Annotated in this window: 19 protein-coding genes; 15 read left to right on the forward strand and 4 right to left on the reverse strand. The window is 67.7% G+C overall.

The window, feature by feature from the left end; translation table 11 throughout:
- Nucleotides 1–55: 55 nt before the first annotated feature.
- Entirely contained in the window at nucleotides 56–1039 is a 984-nt protein-coding gene (locus tag DAT35_RS33065; protein WP_108072606.1) for an SDR family oxidoreductase, read from the reverse strand.
- 246 nt (nucleotides 1040–1285) lie between these two features.
- Here DAT35_RS33065 and DAT35_RS33070 point away from each other — a divergent pair, with 246 nt between their 5' ends.
- The 15 genes from DAT35_RS33070 to nrfD all read left to right on the forward strand — a co-directional run bounded on the left by DAT35_RS33070 (nucleotide 1286) and on the right by nrfD (nucleotide 16198).
- Nucleotides 1286–2719: an NAD(P)/FAD-dependent oxidoreductase gene (locus tag DAT35_RS33070; protein WP_108072609.1), complete on the forward strand. Its 1434-nt coding sequence runs from the start codon at nucleotides 1286–1288 to the stop codon at nucleotides 2717–2719.
- A gap of 189 nt (nucleotides 2720–2908) precedes the next feature.
- Nucleotides 2909–4126 carry a hypothetical protein gene (locus DAT35_RS33075; RefSeq protein ID WP_108072611.1) on the forward strand — a complete coding sequence of 406 codons (1218 nt, stop codon included), beginning with the start codon at nucleotides 2909–2911 and terminating at the stop codon, nucleotides 4124–4126.
- A gap of 19 nt (nucleotides 4127–4145) precedes the next feature.
- Complete coding sequence (locus DAT35_RS33080; protein ID WP_108072613.1) at nucleotides 4146–5147, forward strand: HEAT repeat domain-containing protein; 1002 nt, start codon at nucleotides 4146–4148, stop codon at nucleotides 5145–5147.
- 47 nt (nucleotides 5148–5194) lie between these two features.
- Complete coding sequence (locus DAT35_RS33085) at nucleotides 5195–5725, forward strand: hypothetical protein (protein WP_108072615.1); 531 nt, start codon at nucleotides 5195–5197, stop codon at nucleotides 5723–5725.
- Between the two features lie 235 nt (nucleotides 5726–5960).
- Nucleotides 5961–6155: a hypothetical protein gene (locus DAT35_RS33090; RefSeq protein WP_108072617.1), complete on the forward strand. Its 195-nt coding sequence runs from the start codon at nucleotides 5961–5963 to the stop codon at nucleotides 6153–6155.
- 241 nt (nucleotides 6156–6396) lie between these two features.
- Nucleotides 6397–6918 carry a Na+/H+ antiporter subunit E gene (locus tag DAT35_RS33095; protein WP_108072619.1) on the forward strand — a complete coding sequence of 174 codons (522 nt, stop codon included), beginning with the start codon at nucleotides 6397–6399 and terminating at the stop codon, nucleotides 6916–6918.
- On the forward strand, nucleotides 6915–7166 hold the full coding sequence (locus DAT35_RS33100) for a monovalent cation/H+ antiporter complex subunit F (RefSeq protein ID WP_108072621.1): 252 nt from the start codon (nucleotides 6915–6917) through the stop codon (nucleotides 7164–7166). The genes DAT35_RS33095 and DAT35_RS33100 overlap by 4 nt, the downstream gene beginning before the upstream one ends.
- Entirely contained in the window at nucleotides 7163–7543 is a 381-nt protein-coding gene (locus DAT35_RS33105; protein WP_158502000.1) for a monovalent cation/H(+) antiporter subunit G, read from the forward strand. Before DAT35_RS33100 ends, DAT35_RS33105 begins: the two co-directional genes overlap by 4 nt.
- Nucleotides 7540–7839: a hydrogenase subunit MbhD domain-containing protein gene (locus DAT35_RS33110; protein WP_199243070.1), complete on the forward strand. Its 300-nt coding sequence runs from the start codon at nucleotides 7540–7542 to the stop codon at nucleotides 7837–7839. The genes DAT35_RS33105 and DAT35_RS33110 overlap by 4 nt, the downstream gene beginning before the upstream one ends.
- Nucleotides 7839–8615: an MnhB domain-containing protein gene (locus DAT35_RS33115; protein WP_108072625.1), complete on the forward strand. Its 777-nt coding sequence runs from the start codon at nucleotides 7839–7841 to the stop codon at nucleotides 8613–8615. The genes DAT35_RS33110 and DAT35_RS33115 overlap by 1 nt, the downstream gene beginning before the upstream one ends.
- A complete protein-coding gene (locus tag DAT35_RS33120; RefSeq protein WP_199243071.1) occupies nucleotides 8612–8974 on the forward strand; it encodes a sodium:proton antiporter in 363 nt (120 codons plus the stop codon). Before DAT35_RS33115 ends, DAT35_RS33120 begins: the two co-directional genes overlap by 4 nt.
- On the forward strand, nucleotides 8971–10797 hold the full coding sequence (locus DAT35_RS33125) for a complex I subunit 5 family protein (protein ID WP_199243072.1): 1827 nt from the start codon (nucleotides 8971–8973) through the stop codon (nucleotides 10795–10797). The genes DAT35_RS33120 and DAT35_RS33125 overlap by 4 nt, the downstream gene beginning before the upstream one ends.
- Before the next feature lie 129 nt (nucleotides 10798–10926).
- Complete coding sequence (gene fdh / locus DAT35_RS33135; RefSeq protein ID WP_369946227.1) at nucleotides 10927–14193, forward strand: formate dehydrogenase; 3267 nt, start codon at nucleotides 10927–10929, stop codon at nucleotides 14191–14193.
- Between the two features lie 6 nt (nucleotides 14194–14199).
- Nucleotides 14200–15000, forward strand: coding sequence for a 4Fe-4S dicluster domain-containing protein (locus DAT35_RS33140; RefSeq protein WP_108072631.1), 801 nt, complete (start codon nucleotides 14200–14202; stop codon nucleotides 14998–15000).
- Nucleotides 14993–16198 carry an NrfD/PsrC family molybdoenzyme membrane anchor subunit gene (gene nrfD, locus DAT35_RS33145; protein WP_108072633.1) on the forward strand — a complete coding sequence of 402 codons (1206 nt, stop codon included), beginning with the start codon at nucleotides 14993–14995 and terminating at the stop codon, nucleotides 16196–16198. Before DAT35_RS33140 ends, nrfD begins: the two co-directional genes overlap by 8 nt.
- Nucleotides 16199–16272: 74 nt before the next feature.
- Here the strand turns inward: nrfD and DAT35_RS33150 are convergent, their stop codons facing one another.
- The 3 genes from DAT35_RS33150 to DAT35_RS33160 all read right to left on the reverse strand — a co-directional run bounded on the left by DAT35_RS33150 (nucleotide 16273) and on the right by DAT35_RS33160 (nucleotide 20300).
- A complete protein-coding gene (locus DAT35_RS33150; RefSeq protein ID WP_158502001.1) occupies nucleotides 16273–17298 on the reverse strand; it encodes a serine protease in 1026 nt (341 codons plus the stop codon).
- Nucleotides 17299–17412: 114 nt separating this feature from the next.
- Nucleotides 17413–18453 (reverse strand): hypothetical protein, encoded by a 1041-nt coding sequence (locus DAT35_RS33155; protein WP_108072637.1) that lies wholly within the window; start codon nucleotides 18451–18453, stop codon nucleotides 17413–17415.
- Nucleotides 18450–20300 carry a hypothetical protein gene (locus DAT35_RS33160; RefSeq protein ID WP_108072639.1) on the reverse strand — a complete coding sequence of 617 codons (1851 nt, stop codon included), beginning with the start codon at nucleotides 20298–20300 and terminating at the stop codon, nucleotides 18450–18452. Before DAT35_RS33160 ends, DAT35_RS33155 begins: the two co-directional genes overlap by 4 nt.
- Nucleotides 20301–20324 lie beyond the last annotated feature (24 nt).

Raw genomic sequence — 20324 nt, forward strand, 5'->3', positions numbered from 1 at the left:
CTGACCGCTCGCATTCTACAGGAAGGTCTGACGGGAGAGGTAGTGTGCCTCCCGCTCAACGTGCCGCGCGCGTCAGTCCGGCCACTCCCACCAGCAGGCCTCCCATCAGCGCCGCGAGGCCCGCTGCCGCCGAGATGCGCTTCCACCTCGGCGTCGGTGGCACCGGGCCGTACGGGCCCACTCCCTCCGGCATCGCATGGAAGAGATTGCCGTCGCGCCGCTCGACCGGCTCCTCGCGCATCTGCATCCTCGCGCCCCAGTGCCCCATGATGAACCTTCCCACCCACGGAAAGAGCTCGTTCAGCCACAGCACCAGCTTGCCCTGCAGGAACACCGGCACCACCGTCCTCCCCGGCCTCCTCGCGCACCTCACCACCGCTCGCGCCACCATGTCCGGGTCATACGTCGGCGGCACCGGTTGCGGCGCCAATCCAAACATCGTCGGTGCGTGTGCGAACATGTTGCTCGCCACCGAGGGCACCAGGATGTTCGACACCTGGATTCCCGTCCCCATCAACTCCAGCTCCAGGCTCTTCGCCCACCCCAAGGTCGCGTGCTTGCTCGCGCTGTACGCCGACAGCAGCGGCGCCGAGCCCTTCGACAGCATCGACTGGATGTTGAGGATGTGGCCGCTTCCCCTCGCCCTGAAGTGCGGCATCACCGCCCTCGCGAAGCGCATGAAGCCAAAGCAGTTGATGTCGAAGATGCGCGTGATGTGTTCCCACGGCAGTTCGTCGAAGAGTCCGTAGCTCTGCACTCCCGCGTCGTTCACCAGCAGGTCCACCCGGCCGTAGTGCGTCAGGCACTCGCGCACCACCTGGTCCACGTCTCCCTGCACCGTCACGTCCCCAGGCACCGCGATGCACTCCACGCCCCGTGCCTGCAACTCGTGGCGCAATTGCTCCAGCGCCTCCGCCCGGCGCGCGGTGATGCACAGCTTCACCCCCGCCTCGCCCAGCCTCACCGCCGCCTGCCACCCCACTCCACTCGACGCCCCCGTCACGATGGCGACCTTGCCCCTCAGGTCCTGGCGAGCCATGTCCTCTCCCCTCGTGTCTCGGACTCCAGGGGCGCTTCCGTCTCCCGCTCCCCCGAGTGCCCCACGCCCACGCGCACTCCAGTCCGGAGGATGGGAATTCCCGCCCCCTCCGCGCATCCCGCCCCCTCGTCCTCCCGCCTGCCCGCCCGGGTGCCTTGGTACCGGCCGACTCCAGACGTCCACTGGTGAACGCAATGCAATGGCGATTTTCTCGCGTACCCATCAGGTCGGGTGAAGTTGCATCGCATGAGCTCGGTGCTCGATGCGGTCGTGGTGGGCGCGGGCCCCAACGGGCTCGCCGCCGCCGTCTCCCTGGCTCGCGCGGGCCGCTCGGTGCGGGTGCTCGAGGCTGCACCCACTCCCGGCGGTGGTGCGCGCTCGGCCGAGCTCACCCTCCCCGGTTTCGTCCACGACGTCTGCTCCGCCGTCCACCCGCTCGCCGCCGCCTCGCCCTTCTTCCGTCAGCTCCCGCTCGATGCCCACGGCCTCGAATGGGTCCACCCCGACGCCCCCCTCGCCCACCCCCTGGAGAATGGCACCGCCGCCGTGCTCGAGCGCGGGCTCGAGGCCACCGCCCAGGGGCTCGGCCCCGACGCCGACAAGTATGTGAAGTGGATGCGCCCCATGGTGCGCGCCTTCGACGACGTCATCGCGCAGATGGCCGACCCGCTGCGCATCCCCCGCCGCCCCCTCCGGCTCGCCCGCTTCGGCCTGCGCGCCATGCGTCCCGCGCGCTCGCTCGCCGAGCACGCCTTCCACGGGCCCCTGGCGCGCGCCCTCTTCGCCGGCTCCGCCGCCCACTCCTTCTCCGCGCTCGAGCGCCCCTTCACCTCCGCCTTCGGCATCCTCCTGCTCGCCTCGGGCCACGCCGTCGGCTGGCCCTTCCCTCGCGGCGGCACGCAGAAGCTCGTGGACGCGCTCGTCAGCTACCTGCGCGCGCTCGGCGGCGAGGTCGTCACCGGCCAGCGCGTGCACAACGTGGATGAGCTCCCGCGCTCGCGCGCCGTGCTGCTCGACGTGACGCCCGCCCAGCTCGTGAAGCTCGCCGGACACCGGCTGCCTCCCTCCTATGTGGAGAAGCTCCGGCGCTTCCGCTACGGGCCCGGTGTCTTCAAGGTGGACTGGGCCCTCTCCGGCCCCATTCCCTGGCGCGCCCAGGCGTGTGCCCGCGCCGGCACCGTGCACCTCGGCGGCACGTTGGAGGAGATTGCGGCGAGCGAGGCCGCCGTGTCGCGCGGGGAGATTCCCGAGCACCCCTATGTGCTCGTGGCCCAGCACACGCTCTTCGACCACAGCCGCGCGCCAGAGGGCCAGCACACCGGCTGGGCGTACTGCCACGTGCCCAACGGCTCCACCGAGGACATGACCGCGCGCATCGAGGCCCAGATGGAGCGCTACGCCCCCGGCTTCCGCGAGCGCATCCTCGCCCGGCACACGCGCTCGCCCGCGCAGTACGAGGCCTACAACCCCAACTTCATCGGCGGGGACATCTCCGGCGGCGCCATCGACGGCATGCAGTTGTTCGCACGGCCCATGGCCCGGCTCGTCCCGTACGCCACGCCCGACCCTCGCCTCTTCCTGTGCTCGTCCTCCACCCCGCCCGGGCCCGGCGTTCACGGGCTGTGTGGCTTCCTCGCCGCCCGCGCACTGCTCGCCAGCGAGGTCTGGCGCAAGGGCTGAGGAGATTCGCCAGAGGGTCATTTTCTCGGAAATTTCCATTTTCCGGAAAACTCCCTTCTGTCCCTGCTTCCTCCAACCCATTGAAATGATGGGGATTCTCCCCTCCGGGATGGCGGGAGGAACGGCTTTTCTCACTTTTTTTGGGATGGCAGCGAAGTCCGGCCCTCTTCCTGGCTGGAAGCCCGTCCCATGACTCCAGAATCCCTTCATCGCTCCGCGCCTCCCCCGGGTCCACCGGCCCGCCGCGTGCCGAAGATCGCCATCCCGCTCGGCGCCGTGGCCCTGCTCGCGGCCGTGGCCCTGCTCGCCCGCGGCTCCGGTGCGGACAGCGCCACGCCCGATGCTCGCCAGGCCTCCGCCTCCGGCCAGCGGCCCACGGGTCCCTCGGGCGCGGACTCCTCCGGGCACACCGGTCAGGGCGGGCCCGCGCGCTCCACCGAGAAGGCACCCCGCTTCAACAAGACCACCTGCTGGCAGGACCTGGAGCGCTTCAACGACACGGTGACGCTCAAGACGTTCCGCGAGTGGGCCGCACCCCTGCTCGCCTCCAGGGACCCGCTCGTCATCGAGTACCTCAAGGGCCGTCTCGCCGAGCTCATCGGCAATGACGAGGGCCGTGCCACCGAGGTGCTCGGCTGGGCTCGCGAGGCCGCTCCCGCCGAGTTCAAGCTGCTCATGGCAGGCCTGCGTGGCTCCCAGGCCCTGACCCTCCCCAAGGTCGCCGCGCAGCTCACGTCCCTCGGGCTCGACGAGAGCATCGACATCGGACGGCGCGCGGGCTTCCTGGACGAGCTGCAGCGGATGCCCAAGCTCGAGCCGGAGGTGCTCGACAAGCTCACCCACTTCGCCAAGGACGCCAGCTCGGGCGAGGCCGGCTGGGTCACCACTCGCGCCATCGGCCGGGTGATGCAGGAGGACCTCACCCGCACCGGCAACGCCAAGCCCTATCTCGACAAGCTCCTCACCCTCGGCACCGAGTCGCTGGATGAGAAGGTCCGCTACCTCGCGCTCGAGATGGAGATGCATGCCGGGGCACCGCTCGACACCCAGGCCACCGAGCGGCTCGCGAAGGTGCTCACCACCGAGGGCAGCGAGGAGGTCCGCCAGGTCGCCGCGCACGACCTCTCCATGGCCCAGGACAAGCAGCAGGCGCTGGACATCTACGCCAAGGCCTTCGCGGCCGAGAAGGACCTCTGTGTGCGCTGGGCCCTGTTCCGTTTCGCCGCTCGCACCGCGGGCAAGGACGCGCTCCCCGTCATGGCGGAGATGGCCGTGACGGACCCGCGCTTCCAGGGCGACTACCACGACTTCGACAGGCTCTACGCGAGCGGCATCGTCGACTTCGATCGCATCTGGTTCAGCCTGCCCACGGATGACCCTCACGGCTGTCTCGACCGCCACGAGTGACCGAGGCCTGGAGCCCCCCATGACTCGCCGCTTCCTTCGGATGAACGCGCTCCCCTCCCTGGCGCTCGCCCTCGGCCTGCTCGCTCCGGCCCTGGCGCCCGCGCAGCAGCCCGCCGCCTCGACCGAGGCCCCCCAATTCCAGGCCGAGACCTGCTCGGTCGAGGGCCTGATGGACTCCATCCGCCGCGGGCTCGGCTCGAAGTCCGAGGCCTACAAGCTCTACCTGCGCACGCTGCTGCGCGAGTCCGCCGTCAACCTGCCCCTCGCCGAGCTCCAGTCCGCCTTCGAGCGGGAGTACGACCCCGTCATGGTCGAGCACCTCGCGGCCGCCCTGGTGGCGCGCACCGAGCGCGGTCTGGAGCCCGAGGCCATGCAAGCCGTGGCCAGGCGCGCCCTGGAGGACAAGGACCCGGGCCTGCGTGCCGCCACGATCCGCGCGCTGCGGCGCACCGGTGCACTCGATCGCACGGGAGACATGTATGAGCGCCTCGTCCGCGACTCCTCGCCCGAGGTGCGCATGGAAGCCGCGACCAACCTCATCGAGGACAACCTGCACGTCTACGGAGGCCGTGATGGCCGGGCGGCGGACACCGCCATCGCCGCGGCGGCCGCGTCCTCGGACCCGCAGGTGACGACGAAGATTCTCGGGCGGCTGATGACCGGGGAGATCAGCTCCGGGTCCGCACGCAAGCTCGAGCAACTCCTGCGCAGTGACTCGTCCGAGGTCCGCGTGGCGGCGTCCACCGCGCTCGGGGGCGTGCCCGCCGCGGAGATGCCCAGTGCGCGGCAGGCACTGCTCGGCATGTACCGCGACGAGAAGGACCCCGGGGTGCGCAAGGCCATCCTCCAGAGCGTCGCCCAGCTCGGCTACTCCGGCGCGGTGCCCGAGCTCAAGCGGCTGCGCGGCATCGACTCGAGCATGGCACCGGAGATCGACGCCTGGGTTCGGGTGCTCGACATGAACCTTCAGGATTGGAGCCTCATCCTGAGAGAGAAGCAGCGGCAGCAGCAGGCTCGGTGAGAAGCACTCCACACGGGGGCCGGTGAGCCGGCCCGAGAGGAACAACGATGCGTAACACGATGAAGACGACGCTGGCGGCACTGGCTTCCCTGGCGCTCATCCCCGCGGGCGCGACCGCGTCGTACCGGGTGGGCTCGCCCTTCCCGGGTGACGTGACGGCCACCACCTACTATTCGAGCGGCTCGTTCCACGGCGCGGTGGACATCTCCAGCCGCAACGCCTGTGGATACTGGGGCGTGGAGACGGGCGTGGTGGGCTCGCTGGCGTGGAACGTGACCATCCGCACCACCGCCGTCGTCTGCTACGGCAACGGCAGCGGCAACCAGAACGAGGTGAAGCACACCTTCGCCAACGGCTACACGTTCCGCCAGTGGCACTTCCTCAAGGAGACCACCTCGGTCGACAAGACGTGTGACCGCTGCCAGATCGGCGACGAGGGCGGGACGGGCAACGTCACCGGCCCCCACTCCCACCTCCAGTACGACAAGAACGGCACCAACAACACCTCCTGGTACTCGGGCTACACCACCAAGGGTGAGTTCCTGGATCGCGGCGAGACCGTCGGCTACGTGGGCTGAGCCAGACGTCAGCAGTTGAGCTCCGTCACCGCTGCATGGGCGGCGGACGGGGCTCCCGCTTCGCCCGGCCCGTGTCTCGCAGGCGTGGCCCCCCCACACGCCTCCGCGGAGACACGGGTCGGGACAGCGGTTTGTGGCATGAACCGGGCAGGCAGCCGAGCTCAGGCCCGGTCCCTGGATGGGAAGCGTCCTCGCGCGATGTTGCGGAGCGCGTTGTCTGCATTATCTGGAATCAATGACCCAGATTCAGGCAACGCCACGCGACTACATGATTCCCGAGGGCTGCCCCGTCTGTGAGGCCGATCTGCCAGTGCGGGTCACCGCGGCCGGGCCGAACGGCGTCTGCAAGCACTGCGGATGGTTCGGCCGTCCGCTCGTCACGGTGACCCACAGCGGGCTGCGCATCACGTACGAGGGAGCTCGGGCCTGAAGCCCTGACCGGGTGGGTCTTCACCCGTGCGGCGCGTCCACGCCCGCGATGCGCTTCAGAGCCACCGTTACCTCGGCCTTCGTCCTCTGCAACGGACGGTCGGTTTTCCGACGCTTCCCCTCCTCGGGCCGGTCGGTTCGCTCATCCACCGACAAAGACGCTCCGCCGCGAGCCCTCGCCGCTTCCACGGACCCGGCCGCATGCCTACCCGTGTGCCCGCCCCCGAGGTCCCGGCTGTTCCATGTCCAGATCCCACCCAAAGGAGCGGCAGCCGCGTTGGAAGACGGCGCTCGAATGGGCGTGGCAGTGGCTCATCTTCTATGGGGCCGTGCTGCTCTTCGTGGGCAAGGTGGAGAAGGAGGAGCTCCTCCTCGGGATACCGGTGGCGGCGCTCGGGGCCACCGCCTCGCAGATCGTCTGGGAGAGCCGCCTGGCGCGGTTCGTCCCGCGCCTGCGCTGGGTGCTCCAGGGCTGGTGGCTGCCCCTCTACATGTTCACCGGCACGTGGGAGATCCTCGTCGTCCTGGCGCGCCACCTCTTCACCCGGAAGAAGGCCGAGTCACTGCTCTTCGCGGTGCCCTACGAAGCCCCGGGCCACGAGGAGGACGCCGAGATGCTCCGGGCGCTGGCCATCGGCTACACGACGATGACACCCAACTTCATAGTGGTGGGCATCGACCACGAGCGCAAGCTGCTGCTCTACCACCAGATCAAGCAGAGTGACGTCCTCGAGATGACGAAGAAGCTGGGGGCACGGCCATGAACCCGTGGCTGGTGGCCGCGGCGGTGCTGATGGTGGCGCTGGTGCCCTGCATCGTGACGTGCCTGCGCGGCAAGCCCACCGACCGCCTGGTGGGCCTGGAGATGGGCGCCATCATCCTGACGCTGGAGCTCATCCTGCTCGCCCAGGGTTTCCAGCGCGTTTCCTTCTACGACCTGGCCGTGGCGCTGGCGCTCCTGTCGTTCGGCGGTGGATTGGTGTTCGCCCGCTTCCTGGAGCGATGGCTATGAGCGTGCACGACGTTCTCGTGGCGGTGCTGCTGGGGCTCGCCGTGGTGCTGGTGCTGGTGTCTGCGCTCGGGGTGATGGTGATGAGGGAGCCGCTCCAGCGGCTGCACTACGTGTCGCCGCCCGCGACCCTGTGCGCGGTGCTCATCACCGTGGCGGTGGTGCTCGACCAGTCCCAGAAGCAGGCGTGGTTCAAGACCATGCTGGTCACCGTGGTGTTGTGCCTGATGAACGCGGTGGTGACACACGCCACGGCGCGGGCCGTGCGCATCCGCGAGTTGGGCCACTGGCAAGCGAGCCCGGACGAGCGCGTCCCCATCGTGGGCCAGGAGCGCTACGTGGGGCAGGACGAGCAGAAGCCGCCCGGAGGCCGGGAATGATGAAGGATCCGCTCGTCGTCCAGCTCATGCAGGTGGGCATCCTGCTCCTGGTGGCCACGATGGCCGCGGGCGTGGTGCTCACGCGCGAGCCGACCTCGCAGTCCATCACGGTGAGCCTGTACGGGCTCCTGCTCGCGCTGATGTTCTTCCTCTTCCAGGCACCGGACGTGGCGCTCTCACAGCTCACCGTGGGCGCGGTGGCACTGCCCCTGATGATCCTCCTGGCGCTGGCGCGGATCCGCCGGGACCGGGAGGCGCGCGAGCAACGGGAGCGGCGCGAGCACGAGGAGGCGTGATGAGCGACACCACGCGGCGCGTCGTCCTCCTGGTGGCGGTGCTCGGGTTCGCGGGGCTCTACGTCTGGGGGATCCAGGGCCTGCCTCCGGCCGGAGAGTACCGGGGGGTCTACGGCAAGGTCTTGAACCATGTGGCCGGCACCGAGCGTCACGTCACGGACGTGGTGACCGCCATCAACTTCGACTACCGCGGCTTCGACACCCTGGGCGAGGAGTTCATCCTCTTCGCCTCGGTCATGGGCGTGGCGGTGTTGCTGCGGCACAGCGAGGAGGAAGACGAAGGCGACGAGCAGGAGGAGCAGGACGAGGCGGGCGATCGCGCCGCGCCCCCCGAGAGCGACGCCGTACGGGTGATGGGTGTCATCCTGGTGGGCATCAACGTCACGTTCGGCCTGTACATCGTCACCCATGGCCAGCTCACTCCGGGCGGCGGCTTCCAGGGAGGCGTCATCCTGGCCACCGCGCCGCTGCTGGCGTACCTCGCCGGGGACCCGAGGAAGTTCCTGCGCATCGCGCCCCCCTGGCTCGTCGAGCTGGGCGAGGCGTGCGGCGCCGCCGGGTACGTGCTGCTCGGGATGCTGGGCCTGATGAGGGGCGGCATGTACCTCCAGAACGTCCTGCCGCTCGGGCCGGCGGAGACCAAGGTGACCTCGGGCGGCACCATTCCGCTCATCAACCTGAGCACCGGCCTCGAGGTCGCCGGTGGCTTCGTCTTCCTGCTCACCGTCTTTCTCGAGCAGGTCATCGCGCGCCGGACGAAGGGGGAAGAGAAGTGAGAGCCCTGCTCGACCACATGCCCTACTACGTGGCCGCGTGGATCTTCGCCTGGGGCCTGTATGGCGTGGCCACCAGCAGGAACCTGGTCCACCTGGTCATCGCCCTGGCGGTGCTCCAGAGCTCCACCTACGTGCTGCTGCTGGCCATCGGCTACGAGCGGGGAGCGATCGCCCCGGTGTTCGTGGACAGGGACCCGAGCACACCGGCGACGGATCCGGTGGTGCAGGCGCTGATGCTCACCGACGTCGTGGTGGAGGCCACGGTGATGGCGCTCTTGCTGGCGCTGGCGGTGCAGGCGCACAAGCGGACGGGAACGCTCGATCCGGGCGCGCTGACGATGCGGAGGATGCGCGGGTGAAGCCCGAGGTACTGGCGCCGCTCCCAGTCGTCCTTCCGCTGCTCATGGCGGCCTTCCTGGCCGCCGCGGGCAAGCACCTGCCCCGGTGGCTCGCGGATGCCCTGGCGCTGCTCACCTCGGGCGCGGCGGCCCTCCTGTGCGGAGTGCTGCTGTTCGCATCCCGGGAGAACCCGCTCGTGTATTGGTTTGGCGGATGGTTCCCTCGGGGCAACCTGGCGATCGGCATCTCGTTCGTGATCGATCCCATCGGCGCGGGGCTGGGTGCGATGACGGGCGTGCTGAGCGTGGCCGGGCTCGTGTTCTCCGCGCGCTACTTCGACACGCTCGGGGCGATGTTCCACGTCCTGCTGCTCATCTTCCTGGCGGCGCTCTGCGGCTTCGGGCTCACGGGTGACTTCTTCAACCTCTTCGTCTTCTTCGAGCTGATGAGCGCCTCCGCCGTCGCCCTGTGTGGCTACAAGAGCGAGGAGCCCTGCCCCGTCCAGGGCGCGCTCAACTTCGGCATCACCAACACCCTGGGCGCGTTCCTCGTGCTCACGGGCATCGCGCTGCTGTACGGCAAGACGGGTGCGCTCAACATGGCGCAGATGGCACGGGGGCTCGGGACGGCGAGGGACGGGCTGGTGCTGGTGGCCTTCGCGTTCGTCACCTGCGGCTTCCTCGTGAAGGCCGCGGCGGTGCCGTTCCACTTCTGGCTGGCGGATGCACACGCGGTGGCGCCCACGCCCGTCTGCATCCTCTTCTCGGGAGTGATGGTGGAGGCCGGGCTGTACGCGGTGGCACGCGTGTATGGCGCGGTCTTCGTGGTACCGCTCGGCTCGCACGACGCGCGGCTGCGCCTGCTGCTGGTGGGCATGGGGGCGCTGACGGCGGTGGTGGGCGGCCTCATGTGCTTCGTCCAACGGCACCTCAAGCGGCTGCTCGCGTTCTCCACCATCAGCCACATGGGAGTGATGCTGTGCGGCTTCGGTCTGCTCTCGGGGCGCGGACTGGCGGGCGCGGCGGTGTACGCGCTCGGGCACGGGGCGGTGAAGGGCTCGCTGTTCCTCTGCGCGGGCGTGCTGCTCCATCGCTACCGCACGGTGGACGAGCTGGCGCTCCGGGGCCGAGGCCGGCGGCTTCGCGTGCTGGGGTGCATGTTCATCCTCGGGGGGTTGGGGCTCGCGGGCCTGCCCCCATTCGGCACGTACCTGGGAGAGAGCGCCATCGACGAGGCGGCGAAGGCGGCGGGCTACGCGTGGCTGGCGATGCTGTTCCTGGCCGTCTCGGTGCTCACCGGAGGCGCGGTGCTGCGGGCCACGGGGCGCATCTTCGCAGGCTGGGGTCCGGCCCGGGAGGAGGTCCCAGGCATCGGTGGCGAGACGACTGAGCCCCCGGAGACGCCCAAGTCCCGCACCATCCCCGCGTCGATGCTGGGAGCGGCGGTGGGGCTGCTGCTCGCCGGGCTGGCGGTGGGACTCTTCCCGGCACTGCGCCACGGAGCAGAGGCAGCGGCGGGCCGCATGTTGAACGCCGAGGGCCAGGCGGCACGGGTCCTCGATGGAGTGCCGCTCCCGCCAGCGGGGGTGGAGCCCTCCGAGCCGCTCGGGAAATCCGCCCTCCACGGACTGCTGTCGAGCGTGGGCGCCACGCTCCTGGCCGAAGTGACGCTGTTCCGCGAGCGCCTGCTTCCGAAGGCGGTACGGGAGGGATTGAAGCAAAGCCTCGGCGTGGCACTGCGAGGCTTGAGGGAGTTGCACAGCGGACACGTCGGCGACTACGTGACCTGGCTCACACTCGGAGTGGCCGGCTTCGGCGGGCTCTGCGCGCTGTTGCTGCGGTGAAGCACCGCGCGTCCATCCAGCGGCCGGGCGAGCGTGACAGCTACCTCACTTCCGAAGTCATGACCCCTCGCTTTCCGGCCCGGGCGTCCCCACCTTGCTCTCGAAATTCCGTCCGCCCGGAGGCAAGCCTTGGGACTCTTCGACCTGCTCTCACGCTGGCCCTTCATCCGCCAGTTCCAGGAGAAGGACTCCACTGCCCTCGGAGACACGGCCATGTCCGAGCGCAGCCGGCAGCTCGAGCCGCGCACCGTCCAGGCCGACAAGGTCGTCCCCTCCATCTGCCCCTACTGCGCCGTGGGCTGCGGCCAGCGCGTCTACGTGAAGGACGGGAGGATTCTCGACATCGAGGGCGATGAGGACTCGCCCATCTCGCGCGGCCGGCTGTGCCCCAAGGGCGCCGCCACCTTCCAGCTCGTCACCGGCAGCCACCGGCTCGACCACGTCCTCTACCGCCGTCCCGGCGCCATGCAGTGGGAGCGCCTCCCCCTCCACAAGGCCATGGAGATGGTCGCCGAGCGCGTGAAGAAGACGCGCGATGCCACCTGGGAGGCCAGGGACAGCAAGGGCCAGTGGGTCAACCGCACGCTCGGCATCGCGCACCTGGGCGGCGCCACGCTCGACAACGAGGAGAACTACCTCATCAAGAAGCTCTTCACCGTGGGGCTCGGCATCGTCCAGGTGGAGAACCAGGCCCGAATATGACACTCGTCCACGGTGCCCGGTCTGGGCATCTCGTTTGGCCGAGGCGGTGCCACCACGTTCCAGCAGGACCTGGCGAACGCGGATTGCATCATCATTCAAGGCAGCAACATGGCCGAGTGCCACCCGGTGGGCTTCCAGTGGGTGATGGAGGCACGTGAGCGCGGCGCCACCGTCATCCACGTGGACCCGCGCTTCACGCGCACGAGCGCCATGGCGGATGTCCACGTGCCCATCCGCCCGGGCTCGGACATCGCGTTCCTGGGAGGCATCGTCCACTACATCCTGGAGAACGAGCGCTACTTCCACGACTACGTCGTCCACTACACCAACGCGCCCGCCATCCTGCGCGAGGACTTCCAGGACACCGAGGAGCTCGACGGCCTCTTCAGCGGCTACGACCCGGAGACGGGCAAATACAGCCCGCACACCTGGCAGTACGAGAACATGGACGGCGTGGTGCCGGCCGCGGGCCACAAGGAGATCTTCGCCGAGCCGGGCGCTGGTGGTGAGGGGAAGGTGCGGGGCAAGCACATCACCGAGGTGCCCAAGGACAAGACACTCCAGCACCCGCGCTGCGTCTTCCAGGTGCTCAAGCGCCACTACGCGCGCTACACGCCCGCCGTCGTCTCGCGCATCTGCGGCGTGCCCGAGGAGCTCTTCCTGAAGGTGGCGAAGACGCTCTGCGACAACTCGGGCCGCGAGCGCACCAGCGCCTTCTGCTACGCGGTGGGCTGGACGCAGCACTCGGTGGGCGTGCAGTACATTCGCACCACCGCCATCATCCAACTGCTGCTCGGCAACATCGGCCGGCCCGGCGGCGGCATCATGGCCCTGCGCGGCCACGCCTCCATCCAGGGCTCCACGGACATCCCCACGCTCTACAACCTGCTGCCCGGCTACATCCCCATGCCGCACGCGCCGGACGCGCAGCGCTTCGAGCAGTACGTGCACAACAACGAGTCCGCCAGCGGCTGGTGGAGCGAGTTCCCCAAGTACGTCGTCTCGCTGTTCAAGGCGTACTACGGCGACGCCGCGACGAAGAAGAACGACTGGGGCTTCCATTGGATACCGAAGCTCACCGCGGACCACTCGCACATGACGACCGTGGCCGACATGGCCGACGGCAAGGTGAAGGGCTACTTCGTCCTGGGAGAGAACCCCGCGGTGGGCTCGATGAACGGGGCCCTCCAGCGCAAGGGTTTGCGGAAGCTCGACTGGCTGGTGGTGAGCGACTTCACCCTCACCGAGACGGCCGAGTTCTGGCGCACCGCCCCCGAGGTGGTGCGCGGCGACGTGCGCCCCCAGGACATTCAAACCGAGGTCTTCTTCTTCCCCTGCGCCGCGCACACGGAGAAGGACGGCTCGTTCACCAACACCCAGCGCCTGCTGCAATGGCACCACAAGGCCGTGGAGGCGCCCGGCGAGGCGCGCAGTGATTTGCACTTCATCTTCGACCTCGGGCGCCGGATGAAGCAGCTCTACGCGGCCTCCACCGAGGACAAGGACCGCGCCATCCAGGCCCTCACCTGGGACTACCCGACGATGGGCCCGAAGGAGGAGCCCGACGCCGAGGCCGTGCTGAAGGAGATCAACGGCTGGACCGTGGCGGACGGAAGGCCGGTGAGCGGCTACACGGACTTGAAGGACGATGGCTCCACCGCGTGCGGCTGTTGGATCTACTCGGGCTGCTACAAGGACGGAGTGAACCAGCCGGCACGCCGGAAGCCGGGCCGCGAGCAGACATGGGTGGCCTCCGAGTGGGGCTGGGCGTGGCCGTCCAACCGGCGCATCCTCTACAACCGCGCCTCGGCGGACCCCGAGGGCCGCCCCTGGAGCGAGCGGAAGAAATACGTCTGGTGGAACGAGCAGCAGGGGAAGTGGACAGGCCTGGACGCGCCCGACTTCATCGAGGACCGGCCACCCTCGTACCGCGCCGACAAGGGAGATAAGGGGCTGGATGTCATCTCCGGGGATGATCCCTTCATCATCCAGGCGGACGGGAAGGGCTGGCTGTTCGCGCCGAGCGGCATGGTGGATGGCCCGATGCCCACGCACTACGAGCCGCTGGAGTCGCCCGTCCGCAACTTCCTCTACGGGCAGCAGTGCAATCCGGCGCGCTACGAGTGGCGGCGCAAGGACAATCCCTATCACCGTGCATGGGGCGACCCGCGCTACCCGCACGTGCTCACCACGTACCGGCTCACCGAGCACCACACCGCGGGAGGAATGACGCGCTGGCTGTCGTGGCTGAGCGAGCTGCAACCGGAGCTGTTCGTCGAGGTGTCTCCGGAGCTGGCCGCCGAGGCGGAGCTGGAGAACGGCGGCTGGTGCACGGTGTCCACGGCGCGCGGAGAGCTCGAGTGCCGGGTGCTGGTGACGGAGCGCATGCCGCCGCTGCAGCTCGACGGCAAGCGAGTGCACCAGGTGGGCCTGCCCTACCACTGGGGCTACACGGGGCGGACGAAGGGCGAGATAAGCAATGACCTGATCGCGTTCTCGGCGGACCCGAACGTCTCCATCCAGGAGTCCAAGGCGCTCACGTGCAACATCCTCCCGGGAAGGCGCAGCCAGGGCCGGCGCGCGGCCGTTGGATGGGAGCCGTGGCCCCTGCCGCCGGGCGTGGTGGAGGTGCCGAGGGACCTCGAGGGCGTGGGCCCGCCCACGGACCAACCCCGGCAGGAGAAGAAGGAGTAGCGCTCCATGGGACAGAAGGGCTTCTTCACCGACACCACGCTGTGCATCGGCTGCAAGGCCTGCGAGGTGGCCTGCAAGCAATGGAACCAGCTTCCGGATGACGGCTTCCGGTTCACCGGCATGTCGTACGACCACACGGGGCACCTCGGGTCAGCCACCTGGCGGCACGTGGCCTTCGTGGAGCGGCCGGTGCCGCTGCCAACCCAGACGATCGGCCGGGTGGACTTCTCGTGGTTGATGAGCTCGGACGTGTGCAAGCACTGCCAGCGCGCGGGATGCCTGGAGGCCTGCCCCACGGGCGCCATCATCCGTACCGAGTTCGACACCGTCTACGTGCAACCAGACGTGTGCAACGGCTGCGGCTACTGCGTGGCGGCGTGCCCCTTCGGAGTCATCGACCGGAGCCAGGACGACGGGCGCGCGTGGAAGTGCACGCTCTGCTACGACCGGCTGGGTGAGGACATGACCCCCGCCTGCGCCAAGGCGTGCCCCACCGCGTCCATCCAGTTCGGAGACGTGGATGAGCTGCGCGAGCGGGCCGAGCGCCGGGTGGAGCAACTCCATGACAAGGGATTGGAGCAGGCCTACCTGTACGGCGCGGACGCGGAGAACCAACCGGGCACCGGAGGGCTCAACGCGTTCTTCCTGCTCGTGGACAAACCCGAGGTCTACAACCTGCCGCCGGACCCGGTGGTGCCGACGATGAAGGCGAAGGAGGCCTGGGCGTCGATGGGCTGGGGAGCGCTGGGCATGGCGGCGCTGGCGTTTGGGGCGGTGCTGTTCGGACGCGAGGTGACGCGTGGGTGACATCCGGCCCGAGGACCTGGAGAAGCGGCGAGACGGGCGAAACATCGACTCGCGGCTGGGAGTGCTCGCCGGCGAGGGCGCACAGCAACGAGTGAGAGACATCGGCGCGGCCAATCCCGCTCGCGAGGTGTTGAGGACGAGGCCCTCGCAGTCGGGAGTGTCCGCTGAGTCGCCGAGCTACTACGGCCAGCCGGCCATCAAAGAGCCGGTGTGGATCTGGAGCATCCCGCTCTACTTCTACGTGGGCGGAGTGGCGGGAGCGGCGAGCGTGCTGGGCGCGGCGGCCGATTCAGCGGGCGGTGACGGGCTGAAGGCCCTCGGACGCAAGTGCCGGTGGGTGGGCACGGTGGGAGACATCGTGAGCTCGGGGTTGCTCATCTACGACCTGGGTAGACCCGAGCGCTTCCTGAACATGCTGCGAGTGTTCCGGCCCACGTCCCCCATGAGCGTGGGCTCGTGGGTGCTGGTGACCTCGGGGGCGATGAACACCGCGTCCCTGTTGTTCGCGGGCCGGCGCGGCTGGCTGGGACGCTCGGGGGAATGGGCCGCACGGATGGCGGGCCTGCTCGGGCTGCCGCTATCCGGGTACACGGCGGTGCTCATCTCCAATACGGCGGTGCCTGTGTGGCAGGCCACGCGCAAGACGCTGCCGTTGCTCTTCATGTCCTCGGCGGCGGCGGGCGTGGGAAGCCTCCTGGAGCTGCTGCCACACTCGCGCGAAGAGGAGCGGGTGCTGCGCCTGTTCGGCACGGTGGGCAAGGTGGGCGAGCTGATGGCGGGCGTCGCGGTACAACACGATGCCTCGCGGCTGGAGGTGCTGGAGCGGCCGCTGAAGCACGGGCCCTCGGGGCGGATGTGGATGGCGGCGAAGGCGTGCACCGCGGCGTCACTCGTGCTGGGCCTGTGGCCGGGACGGCGGAAGTGGACGAAGGTGGCGGGGGCGCTGCTCGGCACGGCGGGCGCAGTGCTGACGCGCTTCGCGGTGTTCCACGCGGGCAAGGCGTCCGCGAGCGACCCGCAGGCCACCTTCCAGCCGCAGCGACAGGGACTGGGTGCGGCGGAGGTGACGGGGCATACGCACGCCGCGGATGGGAAGCCACTCAAGTTCCCGCTGTCCGTGCTGCACGAGGCGCCAAGAGAACCCCAGCAGCCCACGCCGCCGGCCTGGGCAGAGGAGCCGAAGGTTCCCGCCCCCTGAGGCGCATCACGCGCGTGTCAGGTCGGCCGCTTCATCTTCTTCCCTGAAGCGGCCCCAACCAGCCACCGCAGCTGTTACTGCGTACTGTCCGCGAACTGTGCGGTCGTCTGCTGGATCCACTGAGAGAAAGCGGAAACGTTGGTGTACACACCGTACTTCTTGGGACGACCACAGCCCGCCCCCCAACTCACCACTCCAGCCAGGTACTTGTTGGCTCCCTCCTTGACGACAAGGGGGCCCCCGCTGTCACCCTGGCAGGAGTCATTCTGACCGTCGCCCGCACAAAGCATACGCTCGGTGATCACCCCACCGTAGCTCTCCGGCGCATTGCACTGTGGGTTGCCGACGACCTTCACTGTATTGAAGAGCAGCTCATCCGGCTTCTGGCGCCCCCCTTCACGCGTAGCGCCCCACCCCGAGATGACCACGCTCTTTCCAGCACCAATGAGGTTCTGCTTCTCCGTGGGGAGAGGCGCAATGGCGAGGCTCGAGTCCAGCGGTTCGGCGAGACGAAGCAGGGCGATGTCGTTGTCCATCGTGCCAGGATTGAACTCCTTATGCCGGTAGATCCTGGCCAGATTCACGAGCCGCCCGCCAGCTGACAGCTTCGCAGAGCCCACATAGACCTGGAAGTCCTCGGGCTGGGAGTCCGCATCGATGCAGTGTGCTGCGGTCAGTACCCAGTAGGGGTTGATGACCGTCCCACCACAGAACTGTCCCATGTAGGAAGTGAATGCGCCGGAGAGGACGATGGCCACTTGATACCGGAACTGATCGGATGGAGCTGGCTGTGCACCCGGGCCTACGATTCGAGGATCCGGAACATCGACGAGCAGATCGAGTTGTCTTTCCGTGCGCTCCATATTCGCCAGCGCGGCATTCAACTCATCCGCCTTGTTCTCGCGCCTGGCCGAATCAGCGAGACCCTTGAACCCCTTCTTCTGATAGACCAACTCGAGCAGCAAGCGCTCTTTGACGGAGAGCCGCGACGAAGTGACTTCCTTGTGGGCCTTCTCGGCAACAGTACGCGCCTGGCTCTGCAGGAAACTTTTGCCTGCCGGCTCCGCAACCGCCGAACCAGCAACGAGCAGCGGAAGCATCCACAATCTCATGCCATTTCTGTTCATTATTCCCCTCAAAACATTCTCAAACAATGAATCACAAACAAATACCATGCATCTGCCCACCACCTGCTGCTCGAAGAGTCATTATCGTTACCGGGAGAGCTTGAACCCCTTCCGCGCGCTGCCAGCGGAGACCTCGAGATAGAGACTCTCCACCCCATCCGGCACCCGCAGCAGGGTCTCTCCCTTGCCGGTACTGTCGGTCATGACGCTGCTCGGGAAGAACTCAGCGCTGGGGAAGGTCCGGAACTGCAAGGGGATGTTCGAGGCTGGCTCCGTGCCCGTATTGGCGAAGGCCTCCAACTGGACAAGGCTTCCCGCCGGAGGCAGCGTCACGAGTTCGGGGGGATTGGTCCTCAAGAGCAGACTCAAGGCCTTTGGCTGCACGTTCACGGTCTGCGCGACATCAGCGGTCGTCCCATCGAGCCGTGCCCGGAGCACAAAGGTGGGTGCTGACGTGGCCACGAACAGAACAGCATGGGAGTCCCCATCGCCCAGCAACCGCGAGGGGCAGGGACTGCCGGACTCCAACCCGAGGAGACCTTCCGCCGGTACATCGAGCAGAGTGGCTCCCTCGGCCCATATGCGCAGCTTGCCGGCGTGAGCGCTGGTCTCCACGCAGACCTTGAACCGCGGGACCGCGGAGGCCCACCCTTCCTGAGTGGGCTGAGGCTGGATGGCGACCTTCGGCTCCTTGATGCGGGCATCGCCAGTCGCCTCCATGCCCACCACCGAGGCCCGGACATGCACCCTTCCCGCGCCCGGCGCTCGAAGTTCTACCCTGCCGGCATAGGTGTCTTTCCCTCCATCCGCCTCCAGCCTCGCCAGACGGATGGTGGCGACCCGGCCCTCCACCCCATCCTCCGCGGGAGCCTCGACCGAGACCTCCGCCAGGGGAGCACCATTGAGTTGCGGAATGGTCGCCCGCACCTCTGCGATGAAAGAGAACGTTTCCGGTCGCAATGGAAGGAAGACTTCCCCACTCCCCGCTTCGCTCTCGGTCATACCTTCCGGGAAGCTCACGGCAACCGACAGGGCCTCCTTGTCGAAGGAGGTAATCGGAGTGGGCTCACCACATGCCGCCATCACGAGTAGCGTGGCGACACTCATGGTCGAACGAAAGATCTTCATTTCTTGAACCCCAGGAGCTTCAGCAATTCCTCGCCGCCTTCGGCGAGGAGGCCCATGTCGAGCGCGAAACCAACATTCAGAACAGCCGTGGGCACGCGACGCTGATCCAGGTCTGGAAGCTTGTCATCCGCGCCTCGTGCGACGAGCTGGAGCTCCCCTTCGCGCTCCGGTTGCACCGGAACATCCTCGAAGCGAACCCCGCCGCCGACGGTGAGGTGGAAACCCTGCTTGAAGGCCAGCACACCATGCACCGTCCACTGCCGTAGAGGCTGCAGCTCCGTCCCTACGAGCAGGCTGGGCCCGAAGGCGACACCGACCTGTCCCGAGCCGATGTAGCTGGGGGAAAGGAAGGTGAGCAGCACCGAGGCTGAGGCGTGAGCCAGAGGGTCCTCGACCCGGGAGTATTGGTAGATCTGTTCGGAGCCCGTTGTGCTCCCCACGGGCCGCCAACGCCAACTCTGGAACGGGTGCGACTTCCGGTCCGGGCCGTCATTCAGCATGCGTGCATGAAGGTTGAAACCAAGCGAGAGAGTCATGCGCCAGCTTTCAGCGCGCGTGTGCACCTCCGCCTGCGCGAGCTCCTTCTCGGGCGCCTTGTCCGTGCACTCCTTACCCAGACAGGCCTTCAGGTCATAGACTTCGTGCCCAAGCAGCGGCTCTGCGACATGCACGCGGCTCCCCCTGCTCGCCAGGACTGGTTCTTTGATGTCCAGGTCCTTGGAGTCACAAATAACACGGGTCTCCATCCGCCCCGCGGATTTCATCAGCCCATCGCCGTCCCGGAGTGCGGCCTGGGCAACGAACGTAATGAGTCGGATGAGCGGCTCAAGCGACGAAGTCCGATTTGCTCCGTTCACCTTCCAGGTCACGTCGTAGCTGGAATTGACGGGAACGTCCAGGAGCCAGGTAACCACGGGTTCGCCGACAGGAGCCAGGTCAATGACCCGCTTGGGCTCGCCGAACCTCAACGTATACGTGTCACCCGGCTTGCTCACCGGAAGCTCATTGACGGAGAGCAACACATGCGTAGAGGACTCCATCTGCTCGATCCTCTCCACCGTGAGCGCTTCCTGGCAAAACATCTTCTTGCTCTCAGGGGTGATGCGGGGCAGGCCCTTGAACAACTGGTCATAAGCCTTCCGCCGCTCCTCGAGGGCGGCCATCGACAAGACCTCTCGCAACCCCCGCCCCGCGGCGCAGAACCCCCGGATCTCGGAACGGTCCAGAGCAGAGCAGGACTCTTTCTCGAATGCTTCGAGCGTACCCTTCAATGAGTCTCCGGGCGGGAGCAGTGCTCCATTCGCAGCAAAAAGCTCCTCGGGCTTGTGCTCTCCAAGCAAGAGAAGGGCTTGCTGCATCCATTGCCTTTCAACCTCTGCCAGCCGGCCTTCTGTCAGCTCCCGCTTGCGCATCGCCGCGATTGATGCCTTGTCCCGCTTTTCCTTGTACTGGCCAACGACGGAGACCCTGAGGAAATCTGTCTCTTTCATATGCTCCATCGGCAATCGGAGCATGCCGTTCGCAGGAACCTCCGCGCACCACTGGTTCTTGTTCTTCTCCAGGAGAGGAACGCGCTCGACCAGGACCCAATAGCGATCGCCCTGCTCGCCTGAGAGCTCGAGAGAGCCACGATACTCGACCTTCGTGTGCCGTCGTGAGACAGAACCGTCCGGTTGGATGCGGAACTCTGCGAGTGGAAAATCCACCGGGAGCAGCGGCTCCGCATTCTGGGGACAGGGAGTCGGCGGGGCCGCTTGCGCCACTGCAAGAGGAACCAGAAGCAAATACATCCATACACCAAGGCGAGCCAGGGCCCACCCGCACAACCGGATCTGGTTCAGACTCATCCTCGCTCCAAGTATTCCATGGGC

The sequence above is a fragment of the Vitiosangium sp. GDMCC 1.1324 genome (assembly GCF_003044305.1).
Taxonomy (GTDB): Bacteria; Myxococcota; Myxococcia; order Myxococcales; family Myxococcaceae; genus Archangium.